This is a genomic window from Pokkaliibacter sp. MBI-7, assembly GCF_029846635.1.
Taxonomy (GTDB): Bacteria; Pseudomonadota; Gammaproteobacteria; order Pseudomonadales; family Balneatricaceae; genus Pokkaliibacter.
In genome coordinates this window covers 222,283-238,174 of record NZ_JARVTG010000002.1, presented here as the reverse complement: position 1 = coordinate 238,174, position 15,892 = coordinate 222,283, and the positions used below count along the sequence as shown (strand labels likewise).

Here is a 15,892-nt window from a genome sequence, read left to right as displayed (position 1 = left end):
TGACGCACCTGAGAATATGCTCTGAGGATCATCGGATTTTCTGCCATGATCCTGCGTAACCCCAATGTCAGGGATACGCCAGTACCCCGCAGGATGTGAAATTGAGCCCAGGGTTTAGGAGAGGCTATGACCTATTCTGTTCTGATATGTGATGACTCGGGTCTGGCTCGCAAACAGATGGCCAGAGCCCTGCCGGAGAGTTGGGCAACCACACTGGACTTCGCCACCAACGGTGCAGAAGCGGTCGCCTGGTTACGCAGCAACCCTGTCGATGTGATGTTCCTTGACCTGACCATGCCGGAAATGGACGGTTATCAGGTTTTGGAATGGCTGCAGCAGGAAGGTCTCGAGGTCAAAGTCATCGTCGTCTCCGGCGATATTCAGCCGGAAGCCCACCAGCGGGTCATGAACCTTGGTGCTTTGGAGTTTTTGCAAAAACCCGTGGCTCCGGAAAAGGTACTGGAGACCATCGAACGCTTTTCTCTGCGCCCTGACACACCCACCAGCCAGAATACAGTCACCGCCGAGTTTGAGGTTGACCTGCAAGACTGTTATCGCGAGGTAGTCAACGTCGCCATGGGACAGGCAGCTGACCGGCTGGCGCGATTACTGGGGGTGTTTGTCCGGCTGCCCGTGCCCAAGGTCAACTTTATCGAGCCCACCGAAATCCAGATGGCTCTTGAAGCAGTATCGGACCATCAGAGTCTGTCTGCGGTATGCCAGGGCTTCATTGGCTCAGGCATATCCGGTGAGGCGATGCTGTTGTTTGCAGACTCGGACTTCAGCGATATTGGCCAGTTGATGAACTTCAACCTGCCATTGTCTGAACACGACCAGCTTGACCTGCTGATGGATGTGGCCAACATTTTGATCAGCGCCTGTCTCAAAGGTATTGCCGAACAACTGGACATTGAGTTCAGCCAGGGGCATCCCGTGGTATTGGGCCAGCACTGCAGCATCCGCGATCTGGTATCCACTCTCAATCAACGTCCGCAAAAACTGCTCGCCATCGAGATCAGCTATGATCTGGAAGATCAGCACATTACCTGCGACCTGCTGCTCCTGTTCACTCCGCAGTCCGTTCCGGCTCTCAACAGCCGTGTCAGCCTGATCATGGAATAACTGCTATGCCAGACCAACACGATAAAGAGTTCAACGAGTTCCATTGGATGGTGAACATGCTGCAGACCCTGGATGTCGGCCTGGTCGTCATTGATCGCCAGCAACAGGTGCAGCTGTGGAACGGTTTCATGGAAAACCACAGCGGCATGAAACCTGATGTCGTCCGCGGCCGTCAGCTGGCAGAAATCTATCCGGAGATGCCGCACGACTGGCTGAATCGTCAGCTCAGCATGATTTTTACGCTGGGTAACAAGGCCTTCTCCACCTGGGAGCAACGTCCTTATATTTTCCCATTCCATACCTACCAGCCCATCACCGGGCAGGCAGACCTGATGTATCAGAACGTCACCATTATCCCCCTGCTGGGGCTGGATGGACGGGTCAATCACGCCTGTATGATGGTTTATGACATGACAGATGCGGCGGTCAACAAGCAGGGCCTGAAAGCAGCCAACGATGAGCTGGCCATGATCAGCCGCACAGATGCCCTGACCCGGCTGTTCAATCGTGGGCACTGGGAAAGCGAGCTGGAAAAAACCTATCGCCGCTACCAGCGCACAGGCGAGCCCCATTGTCTGGTGATGTTTGATATCGACCACTTTAAAAAGGTTAACGATGGCTTTGGTCATCCTGCGGGTGACGAGGTTATTCGGCAGACCAGCCGGATATTACGTGCCAGCCTGCGAACTACGGATGTGGCAGGTCGCTACGGCGGTGAGGAGTTTGGTGTCATTCTTGTCAACACAGACATTGCCGGTGCCAACTTCTTCGCTGAACGTCTGCGCAAACAGATTGAAAAGCATGCAGTGAACTATGAGGGGCAATCCATCAGTTACACAATCAGCGTAGGCATTTGCCAGCTCAACCAGACTATTCACTCCCACAAGGACTGGCTGGAGAAAGCGGACCAGGCGCTGTATCGCTCCAAACAGAATGGTCGCAATCAGGTTAGCCACTCCTGATATTTGATCATTTGTTGGTGCCTGTCTGTCACCAGCAAGTGAGTGCCATTCAGGCTAAAAACCGACTATAATGCGCGGTTTTTAGCCGTGGGACGTCCATGAAAGATAAAGTCGTCGTTATTTACTCTGGAGGAATGGACTCCTTTACCGTGTTACACCGAGCCCTGCGTGATGGCTATGAGGTGTACCCGCTGTCGTTCAACTACGGCCAACGCCACGCCAGAGAATTACTGGTGGCAGAGGAAGTCTGCACGTCCCTGAGTCTGAGCCACAAAGTCGTCGATATCCGAGCTATCAACTCGCTTCTGGCGGGTTCGTCTCTGACCGATGACATCGACATTCCTGAAGGTCATTACGCGGCGGACAACATGAAGTCCACTGTGGTTCCCAATCGCAACATGATCCTGCTGTCTCTGGCCATCGGCTATGCCGTCTCCATTGGTGCACGCAAAGTTATGTACGGTGCACACTCTGGCGACCACACCATTTACCCTGACTGCCGCCCTGAGTTCGTCGAGAAGATGAACGACGTAGCGCAGATTGCCAATTTTGAACCCGTACAGGTTGTTAGTCCTTACTTGTACAAGAACAAGATCGACATTCTGGCCGATGGTCTGCGCATGGGTCTGGACTACAGCAAAACCTGGACCTGCTACAACGGCCGCGAGTTGTCGTGCGGAAAATGTGGCTCCTGCCAGGAACGTCTGGAAGCCTTCCAACTTAATGGTGTCAAAGACCCGTTGGATTATGAACAAGCCTGAATTGCTCACGGCCTGGCCATCCCCTACGGCGGTTATACTGCAACCTGGCAATGGCGCTGCTGATACATGCCGCGCCGATGCCATGAGGGCTGGTGATGGCAGGTAAAAAACGTTATCAGATCAAGGAAGCCTTCTACACTCTGCAAGGTGAAGGGGCTCACAGTGGGCGGCCCGCCGTATTCTGTCGTTTCACAGGGTGCAACCTGTGGTCAGGCAAGGAAAAGCACCGGGCCACAGCTGTCTGCCAGTTTTGTGATACTGATTTTATCGGTACGGATGGTCAGAATGGGGGGCAGTTCGACAGCGCTGACGCCTTGGCCCGTCATATACATGGACTCTGGCCCATCACTACTGAAGGCCAGAAGTATGTGGTCTGTACCGGTGGTGAGCCACTGCTGCAGCTTGATCCCACACTGATTGAAGCCTTCCATCAGCTGGGCTTTGAAATTGCTATCGAGTCCAACGGCACTCTGGCAGCACCGGCTGGCATTGACTGGATCTGCATCAGCCCCAAAGCCGATGCGGAACTTCAACAGCTGGCCGGCCACGAACTGAAACTGGTCTATCCGCAGCTGCTGGCGATGCCGGAACGTTTCACCCATCTGGACTTCCAGCACTTTTATCTGCAGCCCATGGATGGCCCCGACCGGGAGGCCAACACCAGGGCTGCCATCGCATACTGCCTGGCACACCCACAATGGCGTCTCAGCTTGCAAACCCATAAGTATCTGGGTATCGACTAATGGCTTTAACCCTTTTTGTAGAAAATCTTACCGTTCTGGACTGCTCACTCCTGAGTGCCGATCAAGGCATTCAGGGGGAAAGCTGGCGCGTGGATATTGAGCTGGATGGCGAGCTGGATCAGCAAAGTATGCTGCTCGACTTCGGTGAGGTGAAAAAGCAGATCAAGCGTCATATCGATGCGACACTGGATCACACGTTGCTGCTCCCCGCCCGCCTGCCCGGTTTGCTCATTGAGAAAGAGGCAGAGCAGACGCGAGTCGTGTTTGACCACAGTCGTTTTGGCTTTGAGAGCAGCGGGCCCGCCCAGGCTTACTCGTTGCTTGACTGCGAGGCAATTACGGCAGAGTCAGTTGCCTTGCATCTGCAACAGCTGATTCTGCCCTTGCTACCTGACAACCTGCAGCAGGTACGTTTCACGCTGGTGAATGAACAGGTTGATGGCGTGATGTATCAATACAGCCACGGCCTCAAGAAGCACAGTGGAAACTGTCAGCGGATCGTCCACGGCCACCGCTCCACGATTCGTATTTTCCGTAATGGTGAGCGTGATCGACAGGCCGAAAGCGCATGGGCAACACGCTGGCAGAATATCTATCTGGGTACGGCGGAAGACGTGACTGGCTATACCGAGCATCAGATTGATTTTGCCTACAGCAGCAATCAGGGCCACTTTACCCTGCGCATGCCTGCCGCACGCTGCGAAATCCTTGATCGCGATACCACCGTAGAAGAATTAGCACGGTATATCACCGAGCAGCTGCACGATCAGCACCCCGATGCCGAGTGGCGAGTGCAGGCTTTCGAGGGTATCGGCAAAGGCGCTATCTACCGTATTCCTCCCCGCAGATAACACCGCACCAGCATGCTGGCTGACCATGAACGTGGCCACGCTAATCCGTCAGTCAGCATCACACGACTAACCCTGTCAGCCGTTGTTCAGACTCGTTTCGAGTACCCCCAGCAAACGATGCAATGCAGCCTTGTCATCGTCTGACATTTCTGCCAGCAGCGCTTGCTCCCAGGTACGCGCCTTGGGCACCAGCCGCCGATAAAGCTCCCAGCCCGCCTCACTGAGGGTGATCCGACTCTGGCGATGATCACCGCGCTCACGCTCACGATCAACCAGCCCCTTGCTGACCAGAGAAGCCATGGCGCGAGACACCTTAGCCTTGTCCATCCATGTTTGCTCACCAATAAACTTGGCCGAGAGCGGCTCACTGCTGACGCCAAGAGTTGCCAGAATACGCCACTCAGGAATACTCAGGTCAAACTCCTGTTCATACACAGCCGACAGGGCCTGGCTGATCCGTCCTGCCAGGGTATTAAGCCGATAAGGCAGGAAGTCTGCCAGCTGCAGAATGTGACTGGCATCCGATGAAGCAGGCTGTAAGGACAATTTATCGAGATGATCTTGATGAGACATAGGCCAAAGATGCAGATATAGACAGTTAACGTAGGAACAAGCTTAGCGACAGACAACGCATCATGCCATTTACCGGCGCAATTGTCCGTACTCATGGCGCTTCCTTCATACGACCAGCTCTTTGCCTTGGAACCTTTGGTACTACCCCCAAAGAACAGAGCAAACAACCCGCTTTCATCGTGAGGACGTCATCATGGGCAAATCTTCACGTTACACCGCTCATACCGCTGATGCGGCAGGCCTGATTCACTACAGCGATACTGAGCACCACACCTGGCAGCATCTGATTCACCGTCAGGTACCCTGCATTCAGGGCAAAGCCTGCAAACAGTATCTGCATGGTCTGGCCACGCTGAACCTGCCTACTGATCGTATTCCTCAGTTACCGGAGATCAACGTCGCTCTGCAAGACACAACGGGCTGGCGCGTTACCCCTGTCCCCGCACTGATTTCTTTTGATCACTTTTTTCAGCTACTGGCGAATCGTGAGTTTCCCGTTGCTACTTTTATCCGTACCCCGGAAGACATGGACTACTTGCAGGAGCCGGATATCTTCCATGAAATTTTTGGCCACTGCCCTCTTCTGACCAATAAGGACTTCGCCGCCTTTACTCACACCTATGGTCGGCTGGGTTACCACGCCACCAAGGAGGAACGCGTTTATCTGGCAAGGCTTTACTGGTTCACCATTGAGTTTGGTTTACTGAACTGGCAACCAACGTCAGTAACAGACCGGGCTTATCGTGTGTATGGCGGCGGTATACTCTCCTCCATTGGCGAGACTGAATACGCCTGGTCCAGCCGCCCCAGCATCGTGCCATTTGATCTGCTCACGGTGTTACGCACCCCTTATCGCATTGATATCATGCAGCCCAGGTACTTTCTGCTGGATAGCTTTGAAACCTTGCTGGAGCTCAGCCAGCTGGATCTCTTGCACTGGGTCCGTCAGGCACAGCAGCTAGGCCTGCTCCCAGCGTTGTTTGAAACACCGGTATCCGCCTGAAAAACCACAGCCAGTGCCAGTCGCTACAACAGGTTTGCATTGCCTGCATGACCATGACAGTCTGTGCCGATGAATCCAGCACTCGTCGAAACCATCTGCCATTTAATCAGACAGGAACTCGCCCTCTATCCTGCGGGGCTCAGCGAGTACGCCTTGATCAAAGCGCTGCGCAAGCACCATCTGGACTTACCTCTATCCCCCGAGCTCTCTCTGTTTCGTAGCCACTTTTTGCTGTTTCACTGCCTCTATCATTTACGTGAGCAATTACTGAGCGAGCAAAGTGGCCTTCTGGAGATTCATACCCTGTGTATTTGTCTTGCTCCCTGGCAGCCAGGGCATGAAGGCCTGACCAAAAGCGATCCACTGCAGGCCTACTACATGGACTGGCAGCAGTTTGCCAGCACCGATCAGCAGGAAGTCCACGCACTGCTGGACAGCTTCTGGAAGCGCTATCACCTCACGGACAGTGGCCACCTGCAAGCAGCACTGTGCGCCCTGGAACTACCTCCGGAAGCGACGGTGGACGTCAGTAGCCATCAACTGATCCGACGGCAATATCAGCGACTGGCCATGCAGCATCACCCTGATCGCGGCGGTGATGAGTGTCGCTTCAAGGAAATACAGTCAGCCTGGGACTACCTCAGACCCTTTTTGGGCACACAGCGCGGTTAGCATTTTTCAGACGCAAACCTTCTCTTTACCTTGCCCTTACTGGAAGGTTTAGACTCAGTCCATTCTGCTGTTTTCCACCTCACTCAAAGCAAGAGTGAATACTGGATTCAGTACCTTTCAGGACTGGAGGTCTGTCATGTCAGCTCATCTGACCATTGATATAGAAGGCATGCGCTGCGCAGGCTGCGCTAACAAGGTCGCACGTACACTGAGTAACCTCGATGGGGTGTCACGAGCCGATGTCAATTTCGCTCTCAACCGTGCCACCATTGAACCTGCGTCAGCCGACATCAGGGAGCGTAGCCTGGAAGCCATCAAACAGCTCGGCTATAAAAGCAAAACGACGGTTATCTCTGTGCACATCGAGGGCATGCACTGTGCCAGCTGTGTTACCAAAGTAGAACAAGCGCTGAATACACTACCGGATGTGGTGTCAGCCAGTGTTAATCTGGCCACGGGCAAAGCACGTATCGAAGCATTAGAGAGCAGTCAGGAATTACAGCATCAGATAGAGCTCAGTATTGAGTCTCTGGGCTACCACGCTCGGCCAGAAATGGCCAGTCAGGGCAACTCAGCCGAACACCACTCTGTTTTATCCTCTTCATCCTGGATGCTGGTTGTAGCAGCACTGCTTTGTGTTCCATTACTGCTACCCATGACAGGTGTTATTCAGCCATTACCCGGATGGGCACAATTTATTCTTGCCCTGCCGACACAACTGGGCCTTGGGTATCGCTTCTATCGTGGGAGTTATCACGCTCTCAAATCCCGTTACGCCAATATGGATGTGCTGGTAGCGCTCGGTACCTCAGCCGCTTTCCTCTACAGCGTTACACTCATGCTTACGGGTTATGATGGCCATCATCTCTACTTTGAGTCAGCGGCGGTCCTACTGACACTGATCAGTTTTGGCAAATGGATGGAAGAAAGAGCGAAGCGCAAAACAGCTTTCGCTCTGGATGCCTTGTTGTCCCTGACGCCTGATGTTGCACGACGCTGGCAGGATGGCAGCTGGCAAGAAACCTCTCTGGCCAGTCTCAGGCTGGGCGACAGGATTCTCGTCAAACCTGGTGAGCGTGTACCCGTGGATGGCCGAATCCTATCTGGGCAAAGTGAACTTGATGAGTCGTTGCTGACCGGTGAAAGTCTGCCAGTCAGCCGCCAGCCTGGTGATAACGTCATCGCAGGCAGCATCAATGGTTCATCCACACTGGAGATCAACGCTACCGCGATGGGCAGCGACACAACCCTTGCCAGGATCATTAAGCTGGTAGAAGAGGCGCAGTCAGGCAAGGCCCCCGTACAGCAGCTTGTTGACAGAATCAGCAGCATCTTTGTACCCGTTGTACTGGGGATTGCAGCTCTAACCTTGCTGGGCTGGCTGGTGGCTGGCGGCAGTTTCACCGAAGCCCTGATGGCAGCAGTGTCCGTACTGGTTATCGCCTGCCCCTGCGCACTGGGCCTCGCCACCCCTACAGCACTTTTAACGGGGACGGGTATAGCTGCTCGTCATGGAATTCTGATACGTGATTTACAGGTACTGGAGTCTGCCCGCCATATCGATACGGTGTTCTTCGATAAAACAGGCACGCTGACCGTAGGCAAGCCAATGGTCAGCCATTGGTATCAGCGTCAGACAGCGCCGGAACAGCTAGCCTCAATTGTACTTGGTGTACAGCAAGGCAGTGAGCATCCTCTGGCTAAAGCTTATACAGACTATGCACACAACCTGGGAGTTCAGGCGGCTGAAACAGATGCGATTACAGCCATTGCAGGTAAAGGTATCAAGGCAAGCTACCAGCAACAGCCAGTACTGATCGGCACCGCTACGCTTCTGCAGGAGCATGGTATTTCAATACCCGATGATGATGCGCAACTGCTGGCACTGCAGCAGACAAATGGCAGTCTGGTACACGTCGCCATCAACAATGAATGGTTTGCTGCCTACACAATGTCTGATCAGGCTCGTGAAACGTCTGCCAGTGCAATCGAGTTGCTACACCAACGTAATATCGCCAGTTATATGCTGACTGGTGATCGTCAGGAAAGCGCCGTAACGCTAGCCGAGGAACTCAAACTCGATGGCTTCCATGCTGGGCTCTTACCAGCACAGAAGGTCGAGCACATCGCTGAGCATCAAAAACAGCACCCTACTCTGATGGTCGGTGATGGCATTAACGATGCCCCCGCTTTAGCTCAGGCAGACTTGAGCATTGCCATGGGTAGCGGTACGGATGTTGCGAAGGAGACGGCAAGTATTACCCTGTTACACGCTGATCCACGCCTTGTCCCCGCCGCCCTGGATATCTGCAGAAGAACCCGTACGAAGATAACGCAGAATCTGTTCTGGGCGTTTATCTTCAATAGTTTGGGGATCCCTCTGGCTGCCTGCGGCTATCTCAGTCCTGCTCTGGCAGGTGGGGCCATGGCATTGAGTAGCCTGACCGTTCTGGGTAATGCTCTACTGCTGCGGCGCTGGCACCCAGGCTGGTAGCAGCCTGACTAGACACCATGCCATCACAGCTCAATGCTGCGATGGCAAACTTACCCAGATAACATACTGCAGGTGATAAGGTGAAGATAAGCGATCTGTCCAAACGCACTGGACTATCTACCAAAACCATCCGCTACTACGAAAGTATTGGCCTGCTACAACAAGCCAGACGCGCTGAAAATGGCTACCGACACTATGGCGAGCAGGACGTACATACGTTGCAGTTTGTACTTCGCGCCAAGGATCTTGGCTTCTCACTCGAAGAATGCGCAGAACTGCTCAAGCTCTACGAAGATCCTCATCGCGCAAGCGCAGAAGTTAAGCAATTGGCCCAGGCACGCATCATCGAACTGGACCGACAAATTCAGAACCTTCAAGCCATGCGAGATGCATTGGGAGAGCTGATCAGGCATTGCCATGGTGATGACAATCCGCAGTGCGCCATTATCGACTCACTTGATGCAGCCGAGAGTGGCACGCACTGACTCTGCTATACTACTCGCCCCTAATTCCAGATCCACCAAAGCAGTGACTACCCTTTCCACCCAACAACTTGTCGATCTGACTGAAAAAATCCGCCTGTGGGCACGTGAGCTGGGCTTCCAGGACATGGGCGTCAGCAGTCTGGAGCTCGGCGACCATCCTGAATACATGCGCCAGTGGGTTGAGAAAGGCCTGCACGGTGAAATGAGCTACCTGGAAAACAATCAGGAGTTACGTCGTAATCCTGCGCTCCTGCATGAAGGAACTCTCAGCATTATTTCAGTGCGGATGGATTATCTGCCTCCCGAAACCCAGGCACTCAAAATACTCAACTCACCAGCCAAAGCCTATGTATCAAGATATGCCCTGGGGCGTGACTACCACAAAGTCATACGCAAGCGCCTGACACAACTGGCAAAGCAGATTGAGCAGGACGTCGGCACACTTGGCTACCGGGCCTTTGTTGATAGTGCCCCCGTAATGGAAAAGCCCATAGCGGAACAAGCAGGGCTGGGGTGGATGGGGAAGAACAGTCTCATCATGAATCGGAAGGCCGGCTCATGGTTCTTTCTCGGAGAGCTGTATACCAATCTGCCACTCATTAACACTGCACAACCTGTCAAAGAGCATTGTGGACGTTGCTCCGCCTGCATGGATCTTTGTCCGACAAATGCCTTTATCGGACCGAAGCAACTCGATGCGCGACGCTGCATCTCTTACCTCACCATAGAATACCGCGGCAGCATCCCGACAGAACTGAGACCACTTATGGGTAACCGAATCTATGGCTGTGACGACTGCCAGCTGGTTTGCCCGTGGAACCGATTTGCCAGCAGTACACCCGAGCAGGACTTCCATCCCAGACATAGCCTCGACAGCGCAGATCTGCTTACCTTGTTTGCATGGGATGAAGCCACTTTCCTTACCAATACGGAAGGCTCACCCATAAGACGCACAGGCTACGAAGGGTGGCAACGCAATATTGCTATCGCCCTGGGTAACGCACCGTTCAGCACATCCATACTGAGTACATTACAAAGTCGCCTCACGAGCTGCTCCTCACTGGTAGGAGAACATATTGAATGGGCTATATCGCAACAACTGTGCAAAGCGGAGACATAGCCTGCCACGTGCCCCAGCACTATCTGACAAAGACTGATAACTTTCATGGCAGCTAGATGATAGGCAATAAAAAACGCCCACAAGGGGCGTTTTTTATTTCAGAGACAGACTTAATGGCGCTCGATTGCAGCCGACGTTCTCAGCTTCTCGAGGAAAGCCTGGAACAACTGAGAGCCTTCCTGGCCAGCGAGATAGCTGGCCAGACCCTGACGCTGCTCATCCGACACCTTCTGCTCTCCAGCATGCACCTTAGCAAGATCAACCAGCCATACATCGCCACTCATCAGAGTGATAGGCTCAATGCTCGGCTTGCCTTCTTCTGGTTTAGGCATAGCAAAAATACCACGGACCAACAAAGGATCTTCCTGTGCATTACGAGTCAGATTGTCTTTCTGCTGCCAGGCAGACATTCCATCCGGCTGCTTGAGCACTTCCGCCTTCAAAACGTCTGCGGCTTTGACAGCCAGATCATGGGCCTGCTGACGCTTCACAGCCTCAGTAACACGATCTTTGACTTCATCAAGAGTCAGCTGACGCGACTCCTTGTGATCGGTTACCCGAATGACGACAACATGATCTTTACCTACTTCGATAGGATCACTGTTTGTACCATCATTGATGAAATCTGGATCAAACGCTTTAGCCAGTACCTTCTCGTTTGCCACGACACCTTCAGCAGTATTGCGGCTAAATAAAGGTACTTGCTTAACCTCCACTCCCAACGTCTTCGCGGGCGCCTCAAGATCGGATGAGGTAAACACCAGATCTGCCAGCTGCTCAGCCTTCTCCAGGAACAGTTGCTCAGCTTTACTGTCTTTTTGTTGTTTGACCAGTGAGGCTTTCATGTCGTCAAAAGAAGGAGGCGTTTTGTCCTGTACAGAGACGAGCTTAACGATATGGTACCCATAATCGCTGCGCACTGGCTCAGATACCTGCCCAACCTGCAACGCCTCTACCGCTTTATCCAGTGAGTCACCCAAGGTTCCTGGCTCCAGCAAACCCAGATTCCCGCCGTCATTCGCACTTCCGGAGTCATCAGAATACGTTTTCGCCAACGCAGAGAAATCTTCCCCTGACTTGAGCTTGGCTTCCACTTCATCAGCACGAGCTTTAGCTGCAGCATCATCGCGTTTATCGTTCACAGCGATGAGGATATGAGCCACTTCACGAGCCTTCTGAGCCTTGAGTTTCTCAACAGCGGCATCGTAATCGGTCTGAAGCGCAGCCTCATCGACTTTAGCCTGGTCAACAAAGTTATCCTTGCTCAGTTCAATGTAGTTGACTGCCACCTGCTCAGGTGCCACGTACGTCTTGAGATGAGCATCATAGTAGGACTTCAGGTCCGCATCTGAAGGAGTAGCCTTATCAAGGAAATCAGAAACCTTGAACTCACTATATCGGATGTCACGCTGCTGACGATCAAGCGCCATAAGCTGATCAAACTCAGACGGCAGCATAAAGGATGAACCCACAATAGCATCACGCAATTGACCGATCAGCAGCTGCTTCTGCAGTAATTGTCGGTACATCAATGGAGTCATACCATTATTGCCCAGCACTTGCTGATATCGCTCCTGGCTAAACTTCCCATTGTCCTGAAAGTCCGGCGTCTGCACGATCATTTGATCCACCATCATATCGGGAACGGTAAGATGACGTTTAGCAGCCTCCTGTAACAGAAGCTTTTCATCAATCAGGCGATCCAGTGCTTGCGACTTGAGCCGATTTTCTTCCAGCATGGCCGGGTCAACATTCCCTCCGAGCTGGTTATAAATCTGTCTGCGCTGCAGCTCTACCATCTGGCTTAGATCCTGCTGCTTGATATCATCGCCGTTCACGCTGGCAGGTGCTGGCTCACGATTGGCTAAAGATATCAGTGACTCAACACCGAAAAGAGCAAAGGTTAAAACAATAAATCCAATAACTATCTTGGTAATCCAACCAGTAGATTTATCGCGTATGTTTTGCAGCATGGGGCCCCCACTCTGCCTACGTTAACTGCTAAAAAAAAAGCGCATTCCTGAGAATACGCTTTTTGCATTTGGCGGAACGGACGGGGCTCGAACCCGCGACCTCCGGCGTGACAGGCCGGCATTCTAACCAACTGAACTACCGCTCCTCAAGTAGCCCTACACGCGTTTGAGCAGAGCTACCAGCTTCTATCAACCGTTGACCGCGTCTTTCAGCGCCTTACCGGGCTTGAAGTTAGGTACTTTAGCTGCAGAAATCTCGATTGGAGCACCAGTCTGTGGGTTACGGCCAGTACGAGCTGCACGTTCTTTAACACCAAAAGTACCGAAACCAACCAGTGCGACGGTGTCACCTTTGCTCAGAGCGTCAGTTACAGCGTCGATCATTGCATCCAGTGCACGACCTGCTGCAGCTTTAGGAATGTCAGCAGAGGCAGCAATTGCATCGATCAGTTCAGATTTATTCACGTTAATCCCCTTCGAAGTTTCGTTGGTATTCTTCTATGTTTGGTACGTCTGAAACAGGCAGAGCCCTTTTATACCAAGGCCGCTAAACTAGTGTCAAGCTAGTAATGACGCGGCCTCTAGCCATTTCAGTGAGTGCTTGGACGCGATCCTGAATCAGCTTCTGGCTCAGATTCTTTAGAAGTCGAAGCATGCTCAGTGGTTTCCTTAACCTCTTCAACGAGGGGTTGAGGCTGGTACTGAAGAGCAATAGCCAAGACTTCATCAATCCACTTAACCGGGCAAATTTGCAGCTCTGCTTTGATATTTTCAGGAATTTCCTTCAAATCTCTGCGGTTTTCTTCAGGAATGATCACGGTGTGGATCCCACCCCGGTGAGCAGCCAGGAGCTTCTCTTTCAAACCGCCTATGGGCAGAACCTGCCCGCGCAAGGTAATTTCGCCCGTCATCGCCACATCCGCACGGATAGGAATGCCGGTTAGCGTTGATACCATCGCCGTGCACATAGCAATACCTGCACTAGGACCATCCTTAGGTGTAGCACCTTCAGGAACATGAACATGCATGTCCTGCTTCTCATGAAAGTCACTAGCGATGCCAAGAGCCTTGGATCGTGAACGCACAACAGTAATGGCGGCCTGGATCGACTCCTGCATAACATCGCCGAGAGACCCCGTTTTAACGACACGACCTTTACCAGGCACAACCGTACACTCGATACGCAAGATATCGCCACCGACAGAAGTCCATGCCAGTCCGTTTACCTGACCAACCTGATCGTTGTCTTCTGCACGGCCATAAGAGTATTTACGTACGCCATTGTACTCTTCCAGCAGATCTGCGCTGATCACCAGCACACCAGCATCGAGCTTCTTCAACAATCTCGCTTTGACAACCTTTCGGCACAGCTTGGCCAGCTCACGCTCCAATCCCCGGACACCAGCCTCGCGAGTGTAGTATCGAATCAAGTCACGTACGGCTTCTTCAGTTACTTCCAGCTCTTTTGGCTTGAGACCGTTATTGGTCATCTGTTTGGGTATCAGGTAACGCTGAGCGATATTGACCTTCTCATCTTCGGTGTAACCGGGAATTCGAATGATTTCCATACGATCAAGCAGAGGTGCAGGGATATTCATACTGTTGGATGTACAAATAAACATTACATCTGAGAGATCGAAATCCACTTCCAGATAATGGTCATTGAAAGAGTTGTTTTGCTCCGGATCTAAAACCTCAAGCAAGGCAGAAGCAGGATCACCACGATGATCCATCCCCATCTTGTCAATTTCATCAAGCAAGAACAGTGGATTCTTCACACCAACCTTGGAGATCTTCTGCACCAGCTTACCGGGCATTGAGCCAATATAGGTTCGGCGGTGGCCACGAATTTCAGCCTCATCTCGCACGCCACCCAAGGCCATACGAACGAACTTCCGATTAGTTGCTCGCGCAATAGACTGCCCCAATGAGGTCTTACCTACACCGGGTGGTCCTACCAGGCACAAAACAGGACCTTTAAGCTTCTTAACGCGCTGCTGAACAGCTAAATATTCAAGAATGCGCTCTTTAACTTCATCCAGACCGTAGTGATCCTCATTGAGGATGGTCTCCGCCAGCGCCAGATCATGCCGCACCTTGCTGCGTTTGCTCCAAGGGACACCTAGCATCCAGTCCAGATAGCTTCGAACGACCGTTGCCTCAGCAGACATAGGCGACATCATTTTCAGCTTACCCAGCTCAGACATAGCCTTTGCCTGGGCATCTTTGGGCATACCAGAGCTTTCAATACGTGACTTGAGATCTTCGATCTCATTGCCACCGTTTTCATCCAGATCACCAAGCTCTTTCTGAATAGCCTTCATTTGCTCATTCAGATAGTACTCGCGCTGACTCTTTTCCATCTGTTTCTTGACACGACCGCGAATACGTCGCTCAACCTGAATCAGATCATTTTCCGCTTCCATATGCGCGATGAGCTGTTCCACACGCTCAACAATATCCACCAGCTCGAGCACTTTCTGCTTGTCGGCCAGTTTCAGATTCATATGTGCAGAAATGGTATCAGCGAGACGACCAGGCTCTTCGATATTAGCAAGCGATGACACGACCTCTGCCGGGACTTTCTTGCTCGCCTGAACGTACTGTTCAAATTGCGACATGAGGGCACGACTAAGAACTTGGGCCTCAGCCTCTCTGACATCTTGCTCAGGAAGAGACTGCACTTCCGCCTGATAACAACCATCAATCAGGTCTACAGACTTGATCTGTGCACGATACTCGCCCTCAACCAGAACTTTTACCGTGCCATCCGGGAGCTTGAGCAATTGCAATATGCTAGCAACAGTACCTACAGCGAAAAGATCTTCCCAGACAGGATCCTCATCTGCGGCATCGCGCTGTGCGACAAGCAGAATTTCCTTCTGCTCTTCCATCGCCCGCTCAAGTGCTGCAATGGATTTGTCTCTACCTACGAAAAGGGGAATAACCATATGCGGGAACACCACAACATCCCGCAAAGGTAACAGTGGCACGGTGACATTGGTCACATCATGCTTGGATGCTTGTTGCTCCATAGACACCTCAAGGTAGCGGAAGCGAATGATCACTTCCATTCATGGCTTACAGGCATAGGTGGGGATTGATACAAGGGAATGCAACAACTCTGACATAA

14 protein-coding genes and 1 tRNA gene are annotated in these 15,892 nt (G+C 52.4%); 10 read left to right on the top strand and 5 right to left on the bottom strand.

The genetic code is table 11. From position 1 onward, the window contains the following. Positions 1-126: 126 nt before the first annotated feature. From QCD60_RS20740 to QCD60_RS20720, 5 genes are all read left to right on the top strand, one after another. Positions 127-1,122 (top strand): response regulator, encoded by a 996-nt coding sequence (locus QCD60_RS20740; RefSeq protein ID WP_279788119.1) that lies wholly within the window; start codon positions 127-129, stop codon positions 1,120-1,122. A 5-nt stretch (positions 1,123-1,127) separates the two neighbouring features. Next, positions 1,128-2,084, top strand: coding sequence for a diguanylate cyclase (locus QCD60_RS20735; protein WP_279788118.1), 957 nt, complete (start codon positions 1,128-1,130; stop codon positions 2,082-2,084). Positions 2,085-2,182: 98 nt separating this feature from the next. Continuing rightward, a complete protein-coding gene (gene queC / locus QCD60_RS20730; RefSeq protein ID WP_279788117.1) occupies positions 2,183-2,845 on the top strand; it encodes a 7-cyano-7-deazaguanine synthase QueC in 663 nt (220 codons plus the stop codon). Positions 2,846-2,940: 95 nt separating this feature from the next. Next, entirely contained in the window at positions 2,941-3,588 is a 648-nt protein-coding gene (queE, locus tag QCD60_RS20725; RefSeq protein WP_279788116.1) for a 7-carboxy-7-deazaguanine synthase, read from the top strand. Next, a complete protein-coding gene (locus QCD60_RS20720; RefSeq protein WP_279788115.1) occupies positions 3,588-4,439 on the top strand; it encodes a 6-carboxytetrahydropterin synthase in 852 nt (283 codons plus the stop codon). Before queE ends, QCD60_RS20720 begins: the two co-directional genes overlap by 1 nt. 75 nt (positions 4,440-4,514) lie before the next feature. On the opposite strand, the gene QCD60_RS20715 is transcribed toward QCD60_RS20720, so the two are convergent. Then, positions 4,515-5,012, bottom strand: a complete 498-nt coding sequence (locus QCD60_RS20715; RefSeq protein WP_279788114.1) for a MarR family transcriptional regulator — start codon at positions 5,010-5,012, stop codon at positions 4,515-4,517. A 193-nt stretch (positions 5,013-5,205) separates the two neighbouring features. Between QCD60_RS20715 and phhA the strand changes: the two genes are divergently transcribed. From phhA to queG, 5 genes are all read left to right on the top strand, one after another. Then, the gene (gene phhA, locus QCD60_RS20710) at positions 5,206-6,015 is read left to right on the top strand and encodes a phenylalanine 4-monooxygenase (protein ID WP_279788113.1); all 810 of its coding nucleotides are present in this window, start codon (positions 5,206-5,208) and stop codon (positions 6,013-6,015) included. 69 nt (positions 6,016-6,084) lie between these two features. Beyond that, positions 6,085-6,687 (top strand): DNA-J related domain-containing protein, encoded by a 603-nt coding sequence (locus QCD60_RS20705; protein ID WP_279788112.1) that lies wholly within the window; start codon positions 6,085-6,087, stop codon positions 6,685-6,687. 136 nt (positions 6,688-6,823) lie between these two features. Further along, the gene (locus QCD60_RS20700; protein ID WP_279788111.1) at positions 6,824-9,181 is read left to right on the top strand and encodes a heavy metal translocating P-type ATPase; all 2,358 of its coding nucleotides are present in this window, start codon (positions 6,824-6,826) and stop codon (positions 9,179-9,181) included. A gap of 80 nt (positions 9,182-9,261) precedes the next feature. Continuing rightward, entirely contained in the window at positions 9,262-9,666 is a 405-nt protein-coding gene (cueR, locus tag QCD60_RS20695) for a Cu(I)-responsive transcriptional regulator (RefSeq protein WP_279788110.1), read from the top strand. Positions 9,667-9,709: 43 nt separating this feature from the next. Then, positions 9,710-10,786, top strand: coding sequence for a tRNA epoxyqueuosine(34) reductase QueG (gene queG / locus QCD60_RS20690; RefSeq protein WP_279788109.1), 1,077 nt, complete (start codon positions 9,710-9,712; stop codon positions 10,784-10,786). Positions 10,787-10,896: 110 nt separating this feature from the next. Here the strand turns inward: queG and QCD60_RS20685 are convergent, their stop codons facing one another. The 4 genes from QCD60_RS20685 to lon form a co-directional block, all read right to left on the bottom strand. Beyond that, the gene (locus tag QCD60_RS20685) at positions 10,897-12,759 is read right to left on the bottom strand and encodes a SurA N-terminal domain-containing protein (RefSeq protein WP_279788108.1); all 1,863 of its coding nucleotides are present in this window, start codon (positions 12,757-12,759) and stop codon (positions 10,897-10,899) included. A 69-nt stretch (positions 12,760-12,828) separates the two neighbouring features. After that, a tRNA-Asp gene (locus tag QCD60_RS20680) sits at positions 12,829-12,905 on the bottom strand. A 43-nt stretch (positions 12,906-12,948) separates the two neighbouring features. Then, positions 12,949-13,224 carry an HU family DNA-binding protein gene (locus tag QCD60_RS20675; RefSeq protein WP_104157060.1) on the bottom strand — a complete coding sequence of 92 codons (276 nt, stop codon included), beginning with the start codon at positions 13,222-13,224 and terminating at the stop codon, positions 12,949-12,951. A 125-nt stretch (positions 13,225-13,349) separates the two neighbouring features. Beyond that, positions 13,350-15,794 carry an endopeptidase La gene (gene lon, locus QCD60_RS20670; protein WP_279791042.1) on the bottom strand — a complete coding sequence of 815 codons (2,445 nt, stop codon included), beginning with the start codon at positions 15,792-15,794 and terminating at the stop codon, positions 13,350-13,352. Between the last annotated feature and the right edge of the window lie 98 nt (positions 15,795-15,892).